Annotated in this window: 19 protein-coding genes; 10 read left to right on the forward strand and 9 right to left on the reverse strand. The window is 53.8% G+C overall.

What is annotated here, in order from left to right:
* Window positions 1-288 precede the first annotated feature (288 nt).
* A complete protein-coding gene (locus AAFJ72_RS06920) occupies window positions 289-1338 on the forward strand; it encodes a hypothetical protein (RefSeq protein ID WP_432776549.1) in 1050 nt (349 codons plus the stop codon).
* 309 nt (window positions 1339-1647) lie between these two features.
* Window positions 1648-2562, forward strand: a complete 915-nt coding sequence (gene cysK / locus AAFJ72_RS06925) for a cysteine synthase A (RefSeq protein ID WP_432776550.1) — start codon at window positions 1648-1650, stop codon at window positions 2560-2562.
* 104 nt (window positions 2563-2666) lie between these two features.
* On the opposite strand, the gene AAFJ72_RS06930 is transcribed toward cysK, so the two are convergent.
* Entirely contained in the window at window positions 2667-3854 is a 1188-nt protein-coding gene (locus tag AAFJ72_RS06930; RefSeq protein ID WP_432776552.1) for a M20 family metallopeptidase, read from the reverse strand.
* A gap of 526 nt (window positions 3855-4380) precedes the next feature.
* On the opposite strand from AAFJ72_RS06930, the gene AAFJ72_RS06935 reads away from it, so the two are divergent.
* The 6 genes from AAFJ72_RS06935 to AAFJ72_RS06960 all read left to right on the forward strand — a co-directional run bounded on the left by AAFJ72_RS06935 (window position 4381) and on the right by AAFJ72_RS06960 (window position 10507).
* Complete coding sequence (locus tag AAFJ72_RS06935; protein ID WP_432776553.1) at window positions 4381-6645, forward strand: immune inhibitor A domain-containing protein; 2265 nt, start codon at window positions 4381-4383, stop codon at window positions 6643-6645.
* Between the two features lie 239 nt (window positions 6646-6884).
* Window positions 6885-7715 (forward strand): electron transfer flavoprotein subunit beta/FixA family protein, encoded by an 831-nt coding sequence (locus AAFJ72_RS06940; RefSeq protein ID WP_432776554.1) that lies wholly within the window; start codon window positions 6885-6887, stop codon window positions 7713-7715.
* On the forward strand, window positions 7712-8734 hold the full coding sequence (locus AAFJ72_RS06945; RefSeq protein WP_432776555.1) for an electron transfer flavoprotein subunit alpha/FixB family protein: 1023 nt from the start codon (window positions 7712-7714) through the stop codon (window positions 8732-8734). The genes AAFJ72_RS06940 and AAFJ72_RS06945 overlap by 4 nt, the downstream gene beginning before the upstream one ends.
* Window positions 8727-10022 (forward strand): FAD-dependent oxidoreductase, encoded by a 1296-nt coding sequence (locus AAFJ72_RS06950; RefSeq protein ID WP_432776556.1) that lies wholly within the window; start codon window positions 8727-8729, stop codon window positions 10020-10022. The genes AAFJ72_RS06945 and AAFJ72_RS06950 overlap by 8 nt, the downstream gene beginning before the upstream one ends.
* Window positions 10022-10318: a ferredoxin family protein gene (locus tag AAFJ72_RS06955; RefSeq protein WP_122906836.1), complete on the forward strand. Its 297-nt coding sequence runs from the start codon at window positions 10022-10024 to the stop codon at window positions 10316-10318. The genes AAFJ72_RS06950 and AAFJ72_RS06955 overlap by 1 nt, the downstream gene beginning before the upstream one ends.
* Before the next feature lie 15 nt (window positions 10319-10333).
* Window positions 10334-10507, forward strand: a complete 174-nt coding sequence (locus tag AAFJ72_RS06960) for a hypothetical protein (RefSeq protein ID WP_170163494.1) — start codon at window positions 10334-10336, stop codon at window positions 10505-10507.
* 48 nt (window positions 10508-10555) lie between these two features.
* Here AAFJ72_RS06960 and AAFJ72_RS06965 read toward each other — a convergent pair whose 3' ends face one another.
* The 5 genes from AAFJ72_RS06965 to AAFJ72_RS06985 form a co-directional block, all read right to left on the reverse strand.
* Window positions 10556-10942: a Mov34/MPN/PAD-1 family protein gene (locus tag AAFJ72_RS06965; RefSeq protein WP_122906837.1), complete on the reverse strand. Its 387-nt coding sequence runs from the start codon at window positions 10940-10942 to the stop codon at window positions 10556-10558.
* 22 nt (window positions 10943-10964) lie between these two features.
* Entirely contained in the window at window positions 10965-11147 is a 183-nt protein-coding gene (locus AAFJ72_RS06970; protein ID WP_432776557.1) for a hypothetical protein, read from the reverse strand.
* Between the two features lie 82 nt (window positions 11148-11229).
* Window positions 11230-14946 carry a hypothetical protein gene (locus AAFJ72_RS06975; RefSeq protein ID WP_432776558.1) on the reverse strand — a complete coding sequence of 1239 codons (3717 nt, stop codon included), beginning with the start codon at window positions 14944-14946 and terminating at the stop codon, window positions 11230-11232.
* 155 nt (window positions 14947-15101) lie between these two features.
* Window positions 15102-16304 carry a hypothetical protein gene (locus AAFJ72_RS06980; RefSeq protein WP_122906839.1) on the reverse strand — a complete coding sequence of 401 codons (1203 nt, stop codon included), beginning with the start codon at window positions 16302-16304 and terminating at the stop codon, window positions 15102-15104.
* Between the two features lie 108 nt (window positions 16305-16412).
* Complete coding sequence (locus AAFJ72_RS06985; protein ID WP_122906840.1) at window positions 16413-17294, reverse strand: glycosyltransferase family 2 protein; 882 nt, start codon at window positions 17292-17294, stop codon at window positions 16413-16415.
* A 143-nt stretch (window positions 17295-17437) separates the two neighbouring features.
* Between AAFJ72_RS06985 and AAFJ72_RS06990 the strand changes: the two genes are divergently transcribed.
* The gene (locus AAFJ72_RS06990) at window positions 17438-19078 is read left to right on the forward strand and encodes a hypothetical protein (RefSeq protein ID WP_432776559.1); all 1641 of its coding nucleotides are present in this window, start codon (window positions 17438-17440) and stop codon (window positions 19076-19078) included.
* A gap of 55 nt (window positions 19079-19133) precedes the next feature.
* On the opposite strand, the gene AAFJ72_RS06995 is transcribed toward AAFJ72_RS06990, so the two are convergent.
* Window positions 19134-20237 carry a peptidoglycan-binding protein gene (locus tag AAFJ72_RS06995; protein ID WP_122906842.1) on the reverse strand — a complete coding sequence of 368 codons (1104 nt, stop codon included), beginning with the start codon at window positions 20235-20237 and terminating at the stop codon, window positions 19134-19136.
* A 94-nt stretch (window positions 20238-20331) separates the two neighbouring features.
* Here AAFJ72_RS06995 and AAFJ72_RS07000 point away from each other — a divergent pair, with 94 nt between their 5' ends.
* Entirely contained in the window at window positions 20332-20676 is a 345-nt protein-coding gene (locus AAFJ72_RS07000; protein WP_432776560.1) for a DUF1360 domain-containing protein, read from the forward strand.
* Between the two features lie 6 nt (window positions 20677-20682).
* On the opposite strand, the gene AAFJ72_RS07005 is transcribed toward AAFJ72_RS07000, so the two are convergent.
* On the reverse strand, window positions 20683-21870 hold the full coding sequence (locus tag AAFJ72_RS07005; protein ID WP_432776561.1) for a glycosyltransferase family 2 protein: 1188 nt from the start codon (window positions 21868-21870) through the stop codon (window positions 20683-20685).
* A 194-nt stretch (window positions 21871-22064) separates the two neighbouring features.
* Entirely contained in the window at window positions 22065-22805 is a 741-nt protein-coding gene (locus tag AAFJ72_RS07010) for a DUF1698 domain-containing protein (RefSeq protein WP_432776562.1), read from the reverse strand.
* Window positions 22806-22937: the final 132 nt, after the last annotated feature.

The raw sequence follows: 22937 nt of genomic DNA on the forward strand, positions 1-22937 counted from the left end.
GTCAGCCTTGAAAGGAAACAAAAAAACAGATAGGGCAGCAAGCAGCTTCTGATTTCCCGATGGAGCAGATGATGAAACCCCATAGACGGCAACACCTTTTGTTTAGTTGCCAATCATTCGTGCCTGCTGGTGCTGAAAACATTCAAATGCCTCCGAGCCATATGTTTCAGGAATTGGCCTTTCGACTCATATAGTTTCGGCAGGCGGTTCATGTATGATGAAACTATGGCGTGTTTTGGCAAAAAACAGGCCAAAGGAAACAGAAAACAGCGGATGAGGGGTCGCAAGATGCAGGGGAAAAACAAACGTCTATTACAGGGGATCGCACTACTGCTTGTCATTGTGTTGGGCTTTTGGGGCTATCGTTTGCTGGGGCCTGTTGCGCTGGCCGAAGGATACCTGTACGAAGACAACAGCCGAATGGTGTACGCGAAGGCAACAGCGGAAAATGGCCAGGTCAATGTTGAAGTGACGTTGTCCAAGCTGCTCGTCGAGGATACGATTCCGCGCTTGCAAACCGAGACAAGCGTCTGGACGGGGACGATGGAAAACAATACGCTCACTCTTCAAGAAAAGAAGACGGGCCAAAAGCTCCAGGCCAAGCTGAGTGCAGACGGACTGCTGTTCCAGGGGCCGCTTGCGCAAGGCGAGCCGGCAGAAACCATGCTCACAGCCAGCGACAAGCAGACGTATGACGACAACCTGGCGGCGTGGACGAAGAGCGTCGAGCAGGAAGCCGCACAGAAGAAAAAAGAACTGGAGGAGCAGCAGGCCAAGGAAGCAGCGCGCGTCGCGTTCGCCAAAAAGGTCGAGCAGACAGGAAGGCTTACGGCCGATATGCTGGAGAGCGCCCAATATTTGCAGGAAATCCAGTTCACAGAGGAGCTGCAGTTTTCCAAAGACCAGGTTGTCGAACTGCAAGGTCTTTTGGACGAGCTGACTACATACGCGAAACAGCCTGGTCTGAGCAAAATGGAATACGACGTGATGGCCGAGACGTTTGGTAGCATGAAGGTGCTGGTCGACGGGATGAACGCCATGGACAGCACAATTGCGCAAAAGAAAAAGCGGATGCAGGACATTATCGCTGTGCTGGAGACGGATATGAAAGACGCGCAGACGGTGTGGGAGGAAATCAAGGCGAGCGTGACAGATGCAGAGAAGCGGGAAAAGGCGTTGACGGAAGCGGTCAAGACAGGCTCTGATGCAATCGCGCAGGCAAATGAGCGGCTCGGCATGCTGGAAAAAGAGCAGGCGAGCGTCAAAGCTTCCGCAAACAAGCTCTACCAGCAGGCAGCAGCCGTGCTCGAACAGACGAGGGCCAAGTACGGCTACTAGCACAAATAGAAGACTCGTGAAAAAAATCAGGCTCAGCTTTCGGACGGCTCGATGCGGCGGAAGGCTGGGCTTTTTTTGCCAAAAAGAATGAACCAGACGTGTATCCGGTAAAAAGCCTACGTGGCACGACGTCAGATGAAGCGGGAAAGCTGGCCGGGGCCGTTTTACAGAGCAAGCTCTCCGCAAATGACTCGATGCAGCAGCGAAGTATCCGGAGCGAATCGGATTTTGTTATTTTCAGATCGGTATTCTTGTATTATCCTTAAACGTATACATCAGCCTTTGTGGCTTGGATCGGGAGGTTTTTTTATGAGCGTCTATGAAAGTATTACAGAGCTGATCGGAAATACGCCTCTCGTTCGCCTGAACCGGATCGTCCCCGAAGGAGCAGCAGAGGTTTGGGTGAAGCTGGAAAAATTCAATCCGTCGGGAAGCGTCAAGGACCGGGCTGCTTACAACCTGATCGCGGAAGCCGAGCGGGAGGGGCTGATTCAGCCGGGTGATACGATCATCGAGCCGACGAGCGGAAACACCGGGATTGGTCTTGCAATGAACGCCGCGGCCAAAGGATACCGGGCGATCCTGGTCATGCCGGACAACATGTCCAAAGAGCGGATCAATATCTTGAAAGCGTACGGGGCTGAGGTCGTGCTGACGCCAAGCGAATTGCGGATGCCGGGAGCGATTGCCAAGGCGAAGGAGCTTGCGCAGGAGATTCCGCGCAGCTTCATCCCGCAACAGTTTGAAAACAAGGCGAACCCCAATATCCACCGGGTCACGACTGCCCGCGAAATTTTGGCGCAGACGAACGGACAGCTCGACGCTTTTGTCGCAACTGCGGGTACTGGTGGAACGATTACGGGGACAGGCGAAGCGTTGCGCGAGCAGCTCCCGGAGCTGTACATCGCCGTTGTCGAGCCAAAAGGCTCCCCCGTCCTGTCCGGCGGCAAGCCTGGACCGCACAAGCTGGTCGGCACCAGTCCGGGCTTCATTCCGCGTATTTTGAATACGGGCATTTACGACGAGATCATTCAGATTGCAGACGAGGACGCGCTGGACAGCATGCGCAAGCTCGCGGCGCTGGAAGGGATTTTGGTCGGCCCGTCGTCAGGAGCATCGGTGTACGCCGCCATTACGATTGCCAAACGGCTTGGCGCAGGCAAGCGGGTCGTCTGCATCGCGCCGGATACGGGCGAGCGGTACTTGAGCATGAATCTTTTTTGACGAAAAAAGCCGCCTTTTTCCCAAGGGAGAAAGCGGCTTTTTCATGTGCGCTGGTCCGCTTGCGGTCGGCCATTTCGGGCCAGCGCCGTTACTTGCCTCTGGACTTAGCCTTGATGACGCGCCTGGTAAGCGAGCAAGGCTCCGATGAACAACTGCCCCGTCTGGAGCATGGAGCGCTCATCGACATCGAATTTCGGGTGGTGGTGCGGATAGGTCGCCTGGATCTTTGGATTGCGGCCCCCTGTCATGAAAAAAGTGGCGGGCCGCTCCTGCGCGAAGTAGGCAAAGTCTTCTCCGCCCATGATCGGCGGTATCTTCAAGACGTTTTCGTCGCCAAAAAGACGCTTGGCTACGGCTTCGACATGCGCAGTTTCCACTTCGTCGTTCCAGGTGGCAGGGTAGCCGCGTTCGTACGTGATTTCGCACGTCGCGCCGACAGCCTGGCAGCTCGCCTCTACGATGCGGCGCATGGATTGCTCCACTGCGACGCGTACTTCCTCGTCGTACGTGCGCACGGTTCCTTTGAGGCGCACTTGGTCGGGAATGACGTTGTAGGCTTCGCCGCCTCCAAGGAATGAGCAGACGGACAGAACGACCTGCTTGAGCGGATCGATCTGACGGCTTGCGATTTGCTGCAAGTTCATCACGATCTGGCTGCCGAGCACGATCGGGTCGATCGAGTGGTGCGGGGAAGCGCCATGGCCGCCTTTTCCGTACAAAATGATTTCGAAGCTGTCCGCAGCTGCCGTTACATAGCCCGGCGTAATCCCGACCTTGCCGACTGGCAGGTCAGAAGCGACGTGCGCACCGAACACCACATCGACGCCTTCCAGGCAGCCTGCTTCGATCATGGCTTTGGCGCCGCCCGGTGGCAGCTCTTCGGCAAATTGATGCAGGAACACGACCGTTCCGGGAATCTCGTCACGGTACTCGCTCAACACTTGCGCCACACCCAACAGCCCTGCTGTGTGAATGTCGTGGCCGCAGGCGTGCATGACGCCCGGAATGCGCGATTTATACTCGACGTCTTTTTCATCCTGAATCGGCAGGGCGTCAAAGTCGGCGCGCAGGGCGACGGTTTTTCCGGGCTTGCCGCCCTTGAGATAGCCGACGACGCCCATGCCGCCGACCCCTGTTTTGACTTCCATGCCAAAGGAAGCGAGCCTGTCCGCTACCTTTTTGGCTGTATTCTCCTCTTTGAAGGAAAGCTCTGGGTACATATGCAGATCACGCCGGAATGAAACAAGTTCAGGGTAAATTTCCTGTAAACGGGCAAACATTTTGTCTTGCATTGGACCCACTCCTTTTTCCTGTGGAAAGAGATTGATAATGCGTAGCAACCTCATTATAAAAATATTGCGAAATATTCTGCAATCTATGCTGAACCGAAGTATGCCCGGCGTGACGGGGGCGGTGGACAGTTTGTCGTCGTGCGGATCGGCCTTGCACGACGGCTTTTTTATGATGCGCAAATGAAAATGGAAAAGAACCGGATCGAACCGTTTGATGAAAAAGTATTTTTCGTGTTTGATCGACAAATTTCTACAATGGATCGATAGGACTTTTGGCAGGCTTAGCGAAGTCTTTCTTCTCCTGCAATCTGAGAAAAATAGCACAAAAAATGGAAAATCAAACAGTTTGTCCTTTTAGGTCAGATGTCTCAAGAGAAAAATCGTTTTGCGAAGGGATAATTTTCTGTCGAAAGAAATTTTTAGGCTGTTATCAAGATGTATGTAATAATTGTGAATAGTCGGAACTACAGGGGGCGAAATGATAGTCCGGCCAAACCAAACAGACAGAAAGAGAGGGTGAACGGCAGTGAAGAAAGGCAAGAAGTTCTTATCTATTTTATTTTCGTCATCACTCGTGCTGAGTGCATTTGCGGCTGCACCTGCAGCGGGATTGGCCAAGTCGAAGGAGGACAAGCATACCCTGGAGGTGGACTTGTCCACAGTCAATATCGACCGACTGGTAAAAGGGTTGATGGAGCAAGGCGTTATTGATGAGGACGCCGATCAGGAAGAAATCAATGAAGCTTTGCTCGAATATCTCAAGGACAAAAAAGTGCCGCATGGTATCGACAACTCCACCTCCTTCGGGAAAAAAGCGGAGAAGTCCCAAATGGCAGCCTTGTCGGAGGCAGCAAAGCGGGTGGCAGAGGTCGAGGACCAGGATGAAAGCGAACTGCGCGCCTCCAAACGAGTACATACCGATAACATTGTGGTTGCGCTCATTGAATTCCCGGATCGGGAGCACAACCAGTTGCCGAAAGCAAACGACACGCTCTGGACGAAGGACTTCAATGAAAAGCACTACCGCGAAATGCTTTTCAACCAAAAGGGCTATACGACGCCAGAAGGCACCAGCATGACGACAATGGCAGAGTACTACTATTTACAGTCCGGCAGAAGCTGGACGGTAGATGGAGTAGTCACTCCCTGGCAGATGGCTGAAAAGAGCTACAAGTATTACGGCGGAAACAATTCGAGCGGCAACGACGCAGCACCGCGCGATCTGGTCGAAGAAACGCTGGAAGCTGTAGGCAAGGCAATTGCAGGCAGGGAGGAAGAATTCGACCAGCGCGACCCGTACGACCTGGATGGCGACGGCGATCTGATGGAGCCGGACGGCATGCTGGACAACCTGATGCTCGTACATGCGGGTATCGGTGAAGAGACAGGAAAGGATGCAGATGCAATCTGGTCGCACCGTTGGACACTGAAAAAGCCGGTAGAAATCCCAGGCACAAGCCTGAAAGCTTTCGACTATATGATTCAGCCGGAAGACGGCGCACCTGGCGTTTTCGCCCACGAATACGGACACAACCTTGGACTGCCGGATTTGTATGATACGACGAGACAAGGACACGATTCGCCAGTAGGGGCATGGTCCCTGATGTCTTCTGGTAGCCATACAGGTAAAATTTTCCAAACACAACCAACCGGACTGGATCCGTGGTCCAAGATGATGCTGCAGGAAATGTACGGCGGCAAATGGATTGCTCCGCGCGTCCTCGATTATAAGGATCTGGAAAAGAAAAAGAAGACGTTTGGCCTGATTGACGCTTCCAGCACCGAAATGGGTGGAAAAGTTATCAAGCTCAACATGCCGCAGGTCGAAAAAGAACCGCCGACTCAGCCGAAAGACGGGGATTACGCCTACTTCTCCGATGAAGGCGACAACCTGAATACGAAAATGATTTCGGACGTAATCGATCTGACCGGGGCAAGCACGGCGTCCATGAGCTTCGACTCGTGGAGAGCGATTGAAACCGACTACGACTACCTGTATGTCAACGTGATTGATGAGGATACAGGCGAAAGCAAAACGGTAGAGCAATACGACGATGTCACCAAAGGCTGGGAAAAGGAAACAATCAGCCTGAATGATTTTACTGGCAAGAAAATTCGCGTGGAGTTCAACTACGTGACAGATGGCGGCTTGGCACTGCCTGGCTTCTACCTCGACAACTTTGAAGTGGAAGCGGACGGCGAAGTCATTTTTGCCGACGACGCTGAGGGCGACCTGAAGTTCGAACTGGATGGCTTCGTTCACTTCGATGGCAAAGGAAAATTGTACGACGCGTACTACCTGATCGAGCTGCGCTCTCATGAAGGCGTGGACGAAGGTCTGAAATACTTCCGCCGCGGCGACTCGTTCTTCTCTTACGACCCAGGCATGGTGATCTGGTACTATGACGGCCGCTACGGCAAAACAGAAGACAACAACACAAGCCAGCATCCAGGCTACGGCATGCTCGGCGTAGTCGATGCGCATCAGGAAGTGCGCTACTGGAACAACGACGAAGGAAACAAAGACGCGATTGCCGATTCCCGCTACCAGGTGAACGACGCGGCGTTTAGCCCGAACAAAACGTCTGGTATGAATCTCAATTATATTTTCGGCACCATGAAATACCCGTCGCTCAAGGGAGTGACCACCTTTGACGACAGCAACGACTACTCGATGCCGGAAGTGCCGGAGGTCGGAAAAATCCTTCCGCAAATCGGGCTGCAAATCAAGTTGAAGCGAGTAACGAAGAAGTTCACCGACGCGTCGGTTGAGCTGTCCTTGAAAAAATAAGCAAAACGAAAGACGCCTGTCAGCGCTTGGCCGATGCCAGGCGTCTTTTTTTGTGAAAAAAGGAAATGGCCTGCAAATGTTCCCTGACAGTCCGTTCGTTTCAGGTCTAAGCCCGCCCTCCTTGCAATAGGTTAGTAACAACGAACGACAAGCTGCCCGAAATGATTTGCGCGAAAGAAAGACAACCTTTGAGCTGGAAAAAGCGAACCCGCGCGCCCGGCAGCAAGGGGGGATTGTTCATGCTGCACATCGTAGCTTGCATCAAGCAGGTGCCGGACACGAAGGTCATCAAGATGAATCCGAAAACAAACACGATGGATCGTGCCAGCGCACCCGCGATTCTCAACCCGTATGACGCACACGCGGTAGAGGAAGCAGTCCGGTTGAAAAAGCGTTATGGAGGCGTAGTTTCCGTGGTGACGATGGGGCCGCCGCCAGCCGTAAAAGCGATTCGCAAATGTGTGGAGATCGGCGCAGACGCAGGCTATCTGGTGACGGATCGCGCGTTTGCCGGGGCGGATACGCTGGCGACGAGCTATGCCATTACCAAGGCAATCGAGAAAATCGCCGAAACACAGCCTGTTGATCTGGTTATCTGCGGGAAGATGACGATTGACGGCGATACGGGCCAGGTCGGTCCGGGAGTGGCGAGAAGACTTGATATACCTCCGCTCACCAACGTCAAAAAAGTGGTAGAGGTAAACAAGGAGAAAGGCTATGCCATCGTGCACCGCAAGCTGGAAGACGGCTATGAGGTCGTCCAGTCTACCTTGCCCTGCCTTTTTTCTGTCGAAAAGGAGATCAATGAGGTGCCGTACTCGCCGTTGCCGAACATGCTGCGCGCGGCCCGGTACAATCCGGTTGTCTGGTCGGTAAACGACCTTGGAGACATCGACCGGAATCTGCTCGGTCTGAAAGGTTCGCCGACGATTGTGGCGAAGGTATGGCCGCCGGAAAAGCCAAAGGGAGGGGAAATGCTGGAGGGCACCCCCAAGGAGCAGGTCGAGCGCTTGATGGAAATCCTGAAAGAAAAACAGGCGTTGTTTCGCGTGAAGGAGGGGCAAGCATGAATCTGGACGATTATCGGGGCATCTGGGTCTATCTGGAGGTACGGGAAGGACGTATTGCACCCGTGTCGCTCGAATTGCTTGGGGCTGGCCGGCAAATGGCCGACAAACGCGGCGTGCCGCTCGCAGGTCTTTTGATCGGAGATGGCGTGACGGAGCTGGCACAAACCGTGTTTCCGTACGGGGCGGACCAGGTGTACGTCTACGACGACCGTATTTTTGCCGATTACCGCACGGAGTCGTACATGCGCGCCGTGATCGAGTGTGTACAGAAGCACAAACCGGAAATTTTGTTGTACGGAGCGACCTCCACAGGCAAGGACTTGGCGAGTGCTGTTGCGACCGACCTGGAGACAGGGCTGACGGCCGATACGACGATGCTTGACGTCAATGCGGAGACAGGGCTGCTCGAAGCCAGCCGTCCGGCGTTTGGCGGAAACATTATGGCGACGATTTTGTGCAAGAAGCATCGTCCGCAAATGGCGACGGTCCGCCCGAAGGTCATGAAGGCGATGGAGCCTGACTTCACGCGCACGGGCGAGGTGATCCGCGAGAGCATCCAGCTTGCAGAAGAGGACATTCGCACAAAAGTATTGAAAGTCGTGCGGGAAACGAGGGAAAAGGTCAGGCTGGACGAAGCGGACGTCATCGTGGCGGGAGGAAAAGGGCTGGGGAGCAAGGAAGGCTTTGCGCTCATCCACCGTTTCGCGGAAGCCATCGGAGCGACAGTTGGAGCGAGCAGGGATGCCGTCGAGGCGGGATGGATCGATCATGCCCATCAGGTCGGGCAGACAGGTGTGACGGTGACGCCGAAAATTTATTTTGCCATCGGAATATCCGGCGCAATCCAGCATCTGGTCGGCATGCGCAACGCCGGACTGATTGTTGCGATCAACAAAGACCCGAACGCGCCGATTTTTCAGGCGTGCCACTACGGGATTGTGGGAGATGCCTTTGAGATTGTGCCGTTACTAATGGAGGCGTTCCAGAAGGAGCCGGACAGGGAGGTTACGTATGGCTGAGAAGTTTGATGTGATTGTCGTTGGTGCAGGTCCGGCCGGAACTGCATGCGCCTACACATTGGCGAAGGCGGGTGTCAATGTGCTTTTGCTGGAGCGCGGCGAATACCCAGGGTCGAAAAACGTGATGGGGGGAGTGCTCTACTGCAAGACAATGGAAGACATCATCCCCGGATTTTACAAGGAGGCGCCGGTTGAGCGTCCCATCGTCGAGCAGCGCTTCATGATGCTGGATAAGGAATCCGCCGTAAGCTTCAGCTACAAAGGTCTGGAGTGGGCACAGGAGCCTTACAACAACTTTACGGTGCTGCGGGCCAAATTCGACCAGTGGTTTGCGGAAAAAGCGGTGCAGCAAGGGGCGCTTTTGCTTAACGAGACGGTCGCGTTGTCTTGTATCGTCGAGGATGGCAAAGTGGTCGGGATCAAGACAGACCGCCCGGATGGAGACGTCTACGCCGATGTGGTCGTCCTCGCAGACGGGGTCAATTCGCTTTTGGCCAAATCACTTGGCTTTCACAAGGAGTTTCGCCCGGACGAAGTCGCGCTGGCCGTCATGGAAGTGCTCAAGCTGGACCGCAAAATCATCGAGGAGCGCTTCAATCTGGAAGGTGACAACGGCTGCACAATCGAGATTTTCGGCGACTCGACCAAAGGGATTCTCGGCACAGCCTGGCTGTACACGAACAAGGACAGTTTGAACATCGGCGTGGGCACGATGCTGTCCGGACTGATTAAGCACAAGATCAAGCCGTATGAGCTATTGGATTACGTCAAGAACCACCCGATGATTCGCCCGTACCTGCAAGGCTGCGAGCAGCAGGAGTACCTGGCTCACCTCATCCCGGAAGGCGGCTACCGCTCCATGCCCAAAATCGTCGGCAACGGTGTGCTCGTCGTTGGCGACGCTGCGCAGCTCGTCAATGCCATTCATCGCGAAGGCTCGAACATGGCGATGGCTTCGGGGGTCATGGCGGCCGAAGCGATTTTGGCCGCCAGAAAAGCGGGGGATTACTCGGAAAAAATGCTGGAATCGTACCGCACCAATCTGTTGAACAGCTTCGTCGGCCAGGATTTGAAAAAGTACAAGGACGCCACGCATCATTTTGAAAAGTCGCCGCACTACTTCGAGCAGTACATCCCGATGATGAATCGGGTGGCCAGTCAAATGTTCACGGTGGATGGAAGCTCGAAGTGGAGCAAGCAGAAAAAAATATGGAGCGACCTGGGCAGCGCCAGGGACAAGTGGAAAATGGCGCGCGATCTGATGAATGCATGGAGGGTGATGAAGTGATGACGCAAATACCCAAAGGGCAATCGATCGAGGAAAAGCAGTACCTGGTTCGCTTCAAGGCAGACACGCAGTCGCATCTGCACGTGTTGAACGCGGATGTGTGCGCGACGCAGTGCCCGGATAAGCTCTGTACGATCTTTTGTCCCGCTGAGGTGTACAAGTGGGAAGAAGTGCGCATGCACGTAGGGTACGAAGGCTGTCACGAATGCGGAAGCTGCCGTATCGGCTGTCCACACGAGAACATCAAGTGGGAATACCCGAAGGGCGGCCACGGGATCATTTTCAGACTGGGATAATGGGCGGCGATACGGGTGATACAAGTAGGGGATTTGGTCGTATTCGCGAAGGATGGTGCCAGAGGTGTCGTCATCAGCATCGACGAGGAACGGTGTCAGGTGCTGTGGGAGGATGATTTCGTCAGTTGGGAACAGCGTGAATGGCTGATCGTCACCAAAATGGAACAGACAGAACAGCGGGAGCGATGACCCGCCGTTCTGTCTGTTTTTTTTTTGACTGAATCGGATAGATGGACTCTATTCAAGCTGGAGAGGGCACGAAAAGGCGGTTGCCCCCCAAATGCGGTAACATCCGAGTGCAGGTTTTGGCGAAGCAAGGGAGACGATGAGATAGGCGGCTTCGGGATAGTTGGCGTAGGCGATGTCTTCGATGGATGGAACAGGCGGTGCAGTTGGATGGGAATGGTAAATTCCGACCAGCTTTTCCCCCCGGAAAGCGATTTTTTGCAGCACCTTCTGGATTTGCCGCGTGTTCATGGCAAAAGCGTCGGGGCGCTTCAAAATGTTTTCCATCCGCCAGATCGTTTGCGCGCTGCCGTTCCTTCCCGAAAGCAGGCCGCATGCCTCATACGGTTTTTCTTCCTGGCAATGCCGGATCATTTCATCCCACACAGAACGGGTCATGGAAAAGGGGACTTTTATTGCATTAGCCCCGCCAACGCCTGCCGCAGCATCCCCCGGTTGTTTTGGTTTGGACATGGGGTTTGACGTTGTGCACAGGCCCGGATTTTGGCAGTGGCGATGGCGGCATTCCCAACGGCCGCATGCCTTGGCGAACAGGGCGTTGCTGGCGTTGATTGTAAAGTGCGCGGAGTTGATCTGGTGTCATGGATATCCCTCCCTTTCTGTACTGTACTATGTTTTATTCAGCAAGGCTGCGAGTGGTAACGGCTATCGCACATTGGAGCAGGTCACTTGAACGGGTTGAATGTGTTCCCCTGCTGGGTGTACGGCGGCATCTGGAACGGCATGGGGGTGGATGAAGAGACGATCCCCGTCGATTGACTGCTGCTTGGCAACTGGCTCAACGCCTTGTTCGCCCGCGCTTCCTTTTGGCTGAAGTCTTTTATGGCTTGTCTGTATTTCTCCTCTTTTTCTTGATATTCCTTGACAAGCTGTTTCAGTCCGGCGACTGTCTTTTTCAAGACAAGCTCCTGGGTGGTGATTTGCTCAAGCTGCTTTTCTTTTTCCAGCAGTTGTTGTTTAAACGACTGGATGGTGTCTTCGAGGCGTTTGTTCCAACTGCTCTCATCCGTCTGCTGCTGGGCCAGCTTTCTTTCGGCGTCGCGCAACTGCTGCAGCGTCTGGTCATGCTTGTCGCGCAGTTCCTGATAGGTCTGGTGAGTGGCTTGCAGTTCGGCGTCTTTTTGCGCAAGGGTCTGTTTCCATGAATGCTCCTGCTGTTCCCAGTGGGAGAGGCTAGCCTTGAATTGTTGCTGCTGTGCCAAAAGCTGTGCTTCGTGGTTGCGGGCGGCTTCGAGTTGTTGGGTAGTGGATTCGAGTTGGGTTGAAGTGGCTTCGAGTTGTTGGGTAGTGTTTTCGAGTTGCTGGAAAGTATCTTCGAGCTGCTTTGTTGTCGTCTCCAGTTGGCGGGTCGTAGCATCGAGTTGCGAAGAGGTGCTTTGCCATTGTGTGGTTGTTTCTTCCAATTTTTTGCTCATTTCGTCGAGCTGCTGCGAAGCGGTGTTCAACTGTTGCAGTGTTTGGTCGTGCTTGTCGTTCAGTTCCTGATAGGCCTGCTGAGCAGTTTGGAGTTCGGCGTCTTTTTGTTCCAAGATCATTTTCCAAGTTTGCTCTTGCTGTTCCCAGTGCGCGATACTCGCTTCGAGTTGTTGTTGCTGTGCCAAAAGCTGTGCTTCGTGTTCGTGGGCTTCTTCCAGTTGTTTGCTCAATTCATCGAGTTGCTGCGAAGCTGTGTTCAGTTGCTGCAGCGTCTGGTCGTGCTGGTCGCGCAGTTCCAGATAGGCTTGTTGAGCAGTTTGCAGCTCGGTGTCTTTTTGTTCCAGGGTCAATTTCCAGTCTTGCTCCTGTTGTTCCCAGTGCGCGATACTTGCTTCGAGCTGTTGCTGCTGTGTCAAAAGCTGTGCTTCGTGTTCGCGTGCGGCTTCCAGTTGTTGGGAAGTGGCTTTGAGTTGCTCGGTTGTTGCCTCCAGTTGGCGGGTTGTAGCATCGAGCTGGGAAGAGGTGCTTTGCCATTGCAAGGAGGCGTCTTCCAGTTGTTTGCCCATTTCATCGAGTTGCTGCGAAGCGGTGTTCAATTGCTGCAACGTCTGGTCGTGCTGGTCGCTCAGTTCTTGATAAGCCTGTTGAGCAGTTTGCAGCTCGGCGTTTTTTTGTTCCAGGGTCAGATTCCAAGAGTGCGCCTGTTGTTCCCAGTGCGCGATATTCGCTTGGAGTTGTTGCTGCTGTGCCAAAAGCTGTGCTTCGTGGTCGCGGGCGGCTTCAAGTTGTTGGGAAACAGCTTCGAGTTGCTCGGTTACTGCCTCCAGTTGGCGGGTTGTAGCATCGAGCTGGGAAGAGGTGCTTTGCCATTGCAAGGTGGCGTCTTCCAGTTGTTTGCCCATTTCATCGAGTTGCTGGGAAGCGGTGTTCAATTGCTGCAACGTCTGGTCGTGCTGGTCGCTCAGTTCTTGATAAGCCTGTTGAGCAGTTTGCAGCTCGGCGTCTTTTTGTTCCAGGGTCAGATTCCAAGAGTGCGCCTGTTGTTCCCAGTGCGCGATATTCGCTTGGAGTTGTTGCTGCTGTGCCAAAAGCTGTGCTTCGTGGTCGCGGGCGGCTTCAAGTTGTTGGGAAACAGCTTCGAGTTGCTCGGTTACTGCCTCCAGTTGGCGGGTTGTAGCATCGAGCTGGGAAGAGGTGCTTTGCCATTGCAAGGTGGCGTCTTCCAGTTGTTTGCCCATTTCATCGAGTTGCTGGGAAGCGGTGTTCAATTGCTGCAACGTCTGGTCGTGCTGGTCGCTCAGTTCTTGATAAGCCTGTTGAGCAGTTTGCAGCTCGGCGTCTTTTTGTTCCAGGGTCAGATTCCAAGAGTGCGCCTGTTGTTCCCAGTGCGCGATACTCGCTTGGAGTTGTTGCTGCTGCGCCAAAAGCTGTGCCTCGTGATCGCGTGCCGCTTGGAGTTGTTGGGAGGTATCTTCCAATTGCCCGGTTACTGCCTCCAGTTGGCGGGTCGTAGCATCGAGCTGGGAAGAGGTGTTTTGCCATTGAGTAGTTACTTCTTCCAGTTGTTTGCTCATTTCATCGAGTTGCTGCGAAGCGGTGTTCAGTTGTTGAAGTGTCTGGTCGTGCTTGTCGCTCAGTTCCAGATAGGCCTGGTGAGTGGCTTGCAACTCGGCGTCTTTTTGCGCAAGGGTATGTTTCCATGAATGCTCCTGCTGTTCCCAGTGGGAGATGCTCGCTTCGAGCTGTTGCTGCTGCGCCAAAAGCTGTGCTTCGTGGTCGCGGGCCGCTTCGAGTTGGTGAGAAGTATCTGCGAGTTGTTGGGAAGTGGCTTCGAGTTGTTGAGAAGTATCTGTGAGTTGTCGGGAAGTGGCTTCGAGCTGTTGGGAAGTATCTTCAAGCTGCCCGGTTACTGCCTCCAGTTGGTGGTTTGTAGCATCGAGATGGGAAGAGGTGTTTTGCCATTGCGTGGTTACGTCTTCCAGTTGTTTGCTCATTTCATCGAGCTGCTGCGAAGCAGTGTTCAGTTGCTGGAGCGTCTGGTCGTGCTGGTCGCTCAGTTCCTGAAAGCTTTGGCGAGTGGCTTGCAACTCGGCATCCTTTTGTTGCAGTTGCTCTTGCAAGTACTCCAGTTGGCTAAGGTGCTCCTGCTCGATTTGCTGCGCGCTCTCGTATTCGGTGTGCATGTGGTCAAACGCTTTTTTCCAGGATTGTTCCTGCTGCTCCAGCCGGGTAATCGTCGCAAGCAATTGCTGGCGTTCCGCAAGTAGTTCTTCCATATTCATGCGCTGCTGTTGCTGCTCTTCTTGCAGTTTTGCATGGATTTGCTCCTGGGAGGCGATCTGTTGCATCAGTTCTGCTTCTTTTTGCCGTGCGCTTTCCAGTTGCTTTAGCGCCTGCTCGTTCGCAGACTCGATTGCTTTCAACTCAGACAGCCGCTGCTCCCATTGCGCTTCTTTTTTCTCGAAGCTCTCGACCTTGCGCTGCAGCAGTTCGATATGCTCCCGCAAGTGGGCTTCCTGGGCCTCATGCTTGGCGAGCGCCTCTGCCAGACTCGGGGACTGTTCCAGGTTGTGTATTTCTTGTTGCAACTCTTCGATCGTTTGTTTCAGTTTGCCTTCCCGGTCTTTATAGACAGCAATGGCCTTTTCGCGTTGCTGCAGCAGGTTCTGGTAATGGTCGAGCTTCGTCTCCAACTCGGTGAGCAGCTTTTGCGACTGTTCGGTGTACTGTTGCCATTCCATCGCTTTCTCGTCCAGCGTGGAAAGTGTCTGCTGCAATTCCTCCAGTTGGATTCGGTATTCCTGGTTTTCCTGGCTGAGCGCTTCTATCTGTTCTTCAAGCTCCGCGACGCGCTGGCCTAGCTGGATTGCTTTGTCTTCGTAGTAGTAGGCCTGTTTTTTCAGCAAAAGGAGCTTCTCGTTTCCGGCTTTTGGCTTTTTTGTGCTGGAGGTTCTCTTTTTAAGCACCGTGTTGTCCTCCTTTTTTGCGTAAGATGATCCTCTATAGACATATGTAAGGCATGCCAAATGGTGCATGTATCCTGGTAGAGCAGGCAAAAACGCAAAAAAGGGAGAAGCCATGGTCTTCTCCCGGTAAAACACAGTTTTTGAGCGAAGCGTCTTTATGGTGAGGTGATAACGATATCCTGGAAGGTGATGCAGTCGCGTACCAGCAGTTGCTCGTCTGGAACGACAGTGATGTTGGCAGTGAAGACCAGGACACCGTTGGAATCGGTCAGTGTAAAGATGATGACGTCTGGCAGGCCGAGGCCGGTTTCGGCGAGAGTCAGCGAGTAGGTCATGACCTCCTGGACGCCGGTTGCGGTAAATGTTCTTACCCCGGTACCAGTTACGACGAGACCACTCAACAGCTCGATGCCTGGCAGGACGGTAATGCATGTCGGCGAACTGATCGAAGTTGGCGAGAAGCTGAAGCTTTGGTCGCCCAACAGTTCAGTAATGACAGTGTCAAAGAAGTTAAAGGTGAACGAGCTGCTGGATGGATCGCAGCTTGGGCAGATGTCGGCGATCAGTTGAATTGTACCGACGGCGACTTCGAGCGGGATACCGATACTGATCGAAATGTTCGGAATCAGTGCGTTCACGGATGCCTGGCAATCGCAGTTGCGAACTGGGAAGATTGGCGGGCATTGCGGCGGGAACGAGATCGGCGGGCAACGGAAGGAAGGTGTTGGCGATGGTACAGGAATGTTGTTAGGACGTGGCGAGCAGAATTTGGCCAGCACTTCCAGTTTGACTTCCGCTTCGACCTGGATTTCCACGCAGACAATGACATCGAGTTGAACCATGCCGCCAAGGAGAACGTTTCCGGTTGGGCTGCACTCCAGGGCGCTGATGCGGCAAACGATGTTGTCCTCGTTAAGCGGTTCAGGCAGGCAGAGCACGACTTCCTGATCGAACTGGACGGTTGTCGTAAATTCGCAGAGTGGCGTTCCGTCTGCGAAAACACGTACGATAACAGTCGCACTGAACACGAATCGGACGACACCTACGCGAACGGTGGTTCCGTTGACGGTGATGTTTTCACGGCGAATGCTGACGACATTGCAGGTAGGTCCGGGAGATACAGGCTCCACGCACGAAATGGTAATATCTTGCCCTGCACGAATAGCTGCGTCCACAAGAGCTCGACAATCGTCGGGAAGGGCAATCTTGTTTCGGTAGCTGTTAGCAAGAACGACCCAGTCATACACCTTTTGGACGCGAATGCACTCTTCCTGAAGGTTGTTCGGAGTAGGAGGAGTGGCGGTCGGCGTCGGTGTAGGGAGCTGGCGACCCATAATGGGCTTCACAGGATGTTTCACCGTATGAATCCTTCCTTTCCTGAGGGATTTGCTTTGCAGTTACATACTATGTGGGCAAGGGGAAATTTGCTTGTCAACGAATGCCTATTTTTTAGGTGAAAGGACAGGTTAGAACGGGATCTGGAACTGTTGGAAAAACCAGTTGTCATCCCGTTTTCTCTGGGCGAGGTAACGGATGCGCTGGGCTGCCGCGCCACTGGTCAGGACATCGTCTTCGATCTCGTTTGCATCTGCGTACACAATGAGCTTTTTCGTCGCCTCGATCCGCTGTTCGTTAAAATGACTGTACGCCATCCGCAGCATATTGTAGTAGATGTGCTCATGAGCCACCGTGTACGGATGGGTTTGCCGGAACAAATGAAGAATTTTCACGGAAGGATGTACCAGGCAGGTGAACCCGAACAGCCACATTTTGATGGAAAACTCGATGTCTTCAAAGCCCCAGACGCGAAAGCCGCGATCAAAGCCGCCCACCTTCAAAAAAGCTTCCCGTGTGACGAGGAAGCAGCCCCCTGGCAGGATTGCGACCGGAGAAGGGCGATGCGGATTCGGATTCCAGACGACGCCGAGCTTCTGATCGAGCTTTTGCCCGTAGCCGATTTTGTGCGGCTCTGTCATGGAGGCGATGGCGGGGGCGACACCGTCCGCCTTTTTCGTGAGGACCAGCTCCAGCAGGCGGTCGATCCAAAAGTTTTCAAAAGTGAGGTGAGCATCGCAAAAGATCAAATATTTTCCACGTGACTGCTCCACGCCCAGATTTCTCGCGGCTGCGGCCCCGATGCCTTCTGTCGTAATCAGCTTGATGTTCGGGTTTTCCTGTTGGCGTAAAAAATGACAGCCGTTATCTGTAGAAGCATCATCGACCACGATGACTTCATAGCTCATATTCGTTCTTGTATTGACGAGGGAAGTAATCGTGGAGCGCACATTGTCTCCTTCATTTTTGACAGGGATGATAATAGAGATCAGCGGCGGGTGCTCGACGGACATATGACCACTCCTTTCTAGTTGCCATGGTATGCCGTACAGCCCGAGAAGGAACGCCCAGTGCCAAAATTGCTCACTTTTGGCACTGGGCGTTCATACAATATGGCGGAGCGAGTTTAGGAAGTGTCGTAAGGGAGTGAACGGAAATGGACGTCGAGGTATATTACAGCGGGCAGCGTGGCGGGACTATGCCGTATGCGGCACTGCCTGCTTTTCGATTATTTTGCAAGCAAAACGGATTTCAATTGAAGTGGGATCCGAAGCAGAAGCGCATCGATCTGGACTCGGGATTGAAGGGCAAGGTTTGCGCTCTCTTCACGGGAAGCTCTGCCACAGAAACAGCTTATGAATGGGAGGTGCTGGGCAAGGTACAGCGGTTTGTTTCCGATTATGGCATGGAGGTCGTGCTGGCCAAAAACAACCTCGCCCTCGCCAAAAATACCGACATCGCGATCCGATTCAGCATGAAGGAACTGCGGCAGCTGGAAAAAACGCGGCTGGTTCTGTACCCGCCTGAAAGCGAGCGGCAAAGAGAGCTCATCAGATGCCTGCAGGCAGAGTTGAAGCAGACGGGAATCCCTTGCCAGCAAAAGGTGAGCAAAGGCGCGAAGCAAAATAGCGGAATCGTGCATGTTCAGTTGCAAATTCCGCTGCATACCGAAGTATTCCGTCGCAGGGCGTATAGCGAAAAGATTGCGTTTTACCTCGCCTCGGGCATTTTGGAGTATATGCAAAGCGGCTTGCGCATTCAGCCGCTGGCCTATCTGCCGCCGAACATTTTGAAGCTGTTTTATTCCAGTGTATGGCCATCCCAACCAAGCCGTGTTGAGGCATGGCCGGGCACAGATGACAAAGTGGAACTGCTCCATGAAGTGGAGATGCTGCTTGATCGGGGAGCAGTGCATGCCGATGAGCGTGGGGCAAAAGAAGAAAGCGCAGGGCAGGCGGACGTAGTGGAGTCGGCAGAGGCGGCGGCGCAAGCGGAAGCAGTGGAACAGGCAGAGGCAACTTTGCAAGAGGGAACTGTAGAGCAGGCAAAGGCAGCTTTGCAAGAGGGAACTGTGGAGCAGGCAAAGGCAGCTTTGCAAGAGGGAACTGTGGAGCAGGCAAAGGCAGCTTTGCAAGAGGAAACTGTGGAGCAGGCAGAGCCAGCGGTGCAAGCAGGAGCAGTGGAGCAGGCAGAAGCGGCGATGCAAACGGGAGCAGTGGAGCAGGTGGAGGCAGTGATGCAAGCAGAAGCCGTGGAGCCACCAAACGCAACAGCGCAAGCAAATGCCCCCGTTCCAATCGTAGCAAAGCCGACTGTCCAGACACAGGGACGGATCGCGGCTGAAGTATTTTTCGACTACACGCTGATCCATTCGGACTCAGCCGAGAAGCCGTACCTGCTCATCGGCACGCTGCAGGTCAAAAACACAGGGACAGAGGTGCTGTACAATCCGATTGTGTGCCTGCGGGTGACTCCTGCCGATTCGATCAAGATGGGCGGACAGATTTTGCCGCCAAAACTCGTGGAGACGTTGGCGGTGCAAGGAAGCAACGGCTTGAAGGGCTGGAGATACCTTGACGACGACTGGTTCACGCAGGCGATGGAGCGGGGCGAATACTGGATTGCGCCGATTCAGCCGGTGGTAATCCCGCCGCAGTCGGCAGAAGCGTTTCAAAACTTTCAGGTTTCCTTCCTGAAGCAGGAGTCAGGAAAAGCAATCGTTGTAGAAGGAATCGTCCTCTGCAACGATCAATCGGTGCATTTTTCCGCCAACAACCGGATCGCTGTGTCGTTCTGAGCAAAAAAAGCCACCATTTCGCAAGCGAAATGATGGCTTTTGCATTCGATGAGCATTACTTTTTCAAAAACATTTGCACAAACGTTTTTCCGTGCGGACCGCCGTCCACGACAGCAATCCCGACGTAGTCGTAGGTAGGGCTGACGATGTTCGCCTTGTGACCCGAAGAGTTCATGAACATTTGATGGGCACCGCTGACAGACGGATTTTGGGCAATGTTTTCAGCGGCGGCAATATAATGAATACCAAAGGTGTCCATCATCTGGAAAGGCGAGCCGTACGTCGGAGAGGTGTGGCTGAAGTAGCCCTTGGCTACCATTTCCTGCGCCTTGACGCGCGCTACCTTGACCAGCTGCATGTCTACCTGATACGGAGCGAGTCCACGGCTTGTACGTTCCTGGTTCACCAACTGCACCATTTGTTTCTCATCTGCCGTAAGCTCGGCAGGCAACGGTACTTGTGTGCCTGTGTCCGGCTTTTGCGGTGTTTCCGGCTGGCTTGGGGTCGGAGCCGGAGTGACTGGCGGCTTCGGCGTTGGTGCTGGTGTTGGTTCTGGAGTTGGCTTCGGTTGGTTCTTGTTGTTCTTGTGCTGAGTTTCGATTGCTTTGTACGTCTTCGCATCGGCTTCACCCGTCAGGGTTTGCTTGTTGCGGGACTGGAACAACATGACGGCAAAACGGGTCGATTCGTCGTATTTGCCTGTCGCAGTTACCTTGTAGCCCAGATCAGCGAGCATCTTTTGCAAATCCTTGACCCGTTCGCCAGTGGAACCAAGCTTGAGCGTCACCGCCTGATCGGCTGGTTGGGCAGGCTTGGCAGGTGCTTGCGGCTTTGGTGCCGGCTTTTTCTTGAGGGCATTGTACGTCTTTTTCAGCTTGTCGTAGGTCGCCTTGTTGACGATTCCTGTTTGCTTGAGCTTGTATTTCTTTTGAAATTGCTTGACGTTGTACACGGTATCAGCGGTATAAAGCTTGTCTACTTTCAGCTTGCGGTCGAAGTTCAGGGCATCGAGCATTTTTTCCACTTCGAGCACCCGCGCATTATTCATCCCTTTTTTCAGAGGGGTAAAAGTCGTTTTTGCAAAAGCGGGTTGTCCGATCATGGTGAAGGTGACGGACAGGGAAAGGATAGCTGCAATCTTCGAAATGTTGCGATTCATGTCATCACGCCTTTCTCTGGGTTGTCGCCTTCTCATGGTACTCGAGATTCAACGGCGAAGAAAACCACAAAATATTGGAAAGAGGGAAAAGTCGATGTTTGGCATCTCGTGGATTGACCTGGTCATTCTCGTGCTGGCCAGCTTTCGTCTCACCCATTTGATCGTGTATGACGAAATCACTTCTTTTTTGCGCAAGCCATTTTTCACCATCGTGTATGAAACCGACGACACCGGGCAAATGAACCGCCAGTATCGGTTCAAAGGGGGAAAAGTGCGCCGCTGGATTGGCGAGCTGCTCAGTTGCCACTGGTGCGTAGGAATCTGGACGGCAGTCTTGACCGTTGCGGTGTACGCGTATGTACCAGCCGCCTATCCCATTCTGCTCCTGCTGGCAATTGCAGGAGCGGCGGCCGTGATTGAAACGAGACTGTACATGTGAAGTCTGTCACGCTCTGGAAAACGTATGGTACACGATGAATTCATCGTGGGTGAGCGGAATCACTTCTTCGGCCAGATAGCCGCCGACCAGCTTGTTTTGCAAGGACGGGACAGATGCCGGCGTGATGAGCGAAGAAGCGATGTCTACGCTATGAACGTTCGTGCGTGGATCAAGCGGAATTTCCAGGGCGAACTGCGATTTTTCCACGGTAAACGTCTTGGCGCGTGCCCCGTTGACGAGCGCAGTCAGGTGAAAAGGTTTTTCCAGCTTGGTACGGGCTGTGGGAACCTTGCCTTTGATGAGCAGGATGTGAGCGGGATTGGCACGATCCGACTGGACGATAATGCGCAGGACAGGGGGAGCCCATGAGCCGGGAAAACGGTTGATGCTTGTGACATGTGCCGAGTTGGAAGGGAACGACTTGTATATTTTCAACAGGTCAATGACGCCCATCCCGCGATATTGCGAGACGTGTGACACCCAACCGCTGGGAATGCTCGAATAATGCTTGGCAAGCGACTTGAACACTTCCGGAATTCCGACCGAGTGCCATTGGGTCGTCGACTTGCAAGTGGAGTGGATACGTGCGTTGGCAAAAAACTCCGGAACGAAGCCGATCTGATGAAACTTGGCGATCCGCATCCACAGTTCGTAGTCCATGCAAAAATGCAGCTTTTCGTCCACGCCCCCCATCTGCGCGATGACATTGCGGCGGATAAAAGCAGCAGGCTGGCAGATGCAGCAGGAGTAGTACAGTTGCTTGGCATCGGCGTGCGAGGACGGAAATGTATGGACGGCCTGGCCTTGTTCGTTGATGACCCGGCATTTCCCATGAACCATTCCCCAAGCCGGGTGCTGCAAAAGGGCGGTGACAGCCTTGCGAATCGCTCCGGGAAGATAGGTGTCGTCCGAGTTGAGCCAGCCGATGATCGTTCCTTGTGACATGGTAAAGCCTTTGTTGAGCGCATGAGATTGCCCGTTGTCCGGCTCGGAAATATATCGGAAGCGGCTGTCCGCACTGGCGTATTCCTGCAGGATGGCGAGTGTACCGTCTGTCGACCCGCCGTCGATTACGATCATCTCCAGATTCGGGTAGTCTTGGAGAAGCACGCTGTTGATTGTTTCGCGAATAAATTTTGCCTGGTTGAAGGAAGGGGTTACGATACTGACGAGAGGCAACTGCCCACTAGACACTTCTGTCACTCCTTTCCAAGAAGTCAGCGCAGCAAAAAACAGCACGCCTGCAATAGAATATGTACAAGAATCGTCTTTTGCGTCGGGATACATTTCTTAATTTTTGGGGGGCAGCAAAAAGCAACAAGGTGTGCCGCCCCCTGCGAGGAAGTGGGAGCGCACACCCGGTTGTCTGTCCAACAACAATGCAGCCATTACAGGTAGTCAGGCACCAGGCCCGGATTGCGGTAAATGCGCAAAAGCTCCGCGTACGAATCGGCGGCGGTTTCTCGCCCGCTGATCGCTCTTGCGACCATGCTGACGCGGCCGATCGGATAGTTGTTTTTGATTCCGGAGCTGATCGTCGAAATGCTTTGCGGCAAGACTTCAAAAAGCGTGCTGGCGAGCATTTCCCGCAAGCAGCGGATGGAAGGCACCCAGTAGGTGGTGATGTCGTGGTAGATTCGGGTCATGTTGCCGGGAGGGCCGTTGTAGATCATTTTTGATTCGTTGTCGTCCAGGATGCAGGCGGTCTCCAAAAGCAGATGTCCGCCTGTCTTGATGACGCTGCGCGCTTGCGACAGTGTCCACAGCGGATCGCGCACATGATAGAGAAGACCCGTATGCTGGACAATATCGAACAGGTTGTGGCGGATTTGCTGCGGGAACGGCAGCGGAACGGTGAAATCGTCCATGAGCAGCACTTTCAGGCCATCCCACAGGTTGTACGGCGAAACGTTGTACATCGGAATGACCTTGCTGCCGAGAATGTCTTTGCACAACTCAAAGTTGGAGTACAAGGGCTGCATGCAATCAGTAGCGACGACAAGCGACGCGCCGAGCTGCTCCGCCTCGAAGGCCCACATCCCGTCAAAGCTGGCAATGTCCAGCACGCGTTTACCGGCGTAGTTGATATGCGCCCTGGACTTGCGCGTGCTCTCCCAGAGCGGCTCCAAAATTTTCAGGCCGGGAGTGGCGATGCCGGGTCGCAGTTGAATCTTGTGATATCATGTGCGCTTGCTGATCTCGGCCAAAATCTCATCGTCTGTCCATCTTCCTCCCACTCATGTCCCTCCTTCGAGAAAATC

The organism is Brevibacillus gelatini (genome assembly GCF_050920745.1).
GTDB classification, from domain to species: Bacteria; Bacillota; Bacilli; order Brevibacillales; family Brevibacillaceae; genus Brevibacillus; species Brevibacillus gelatini.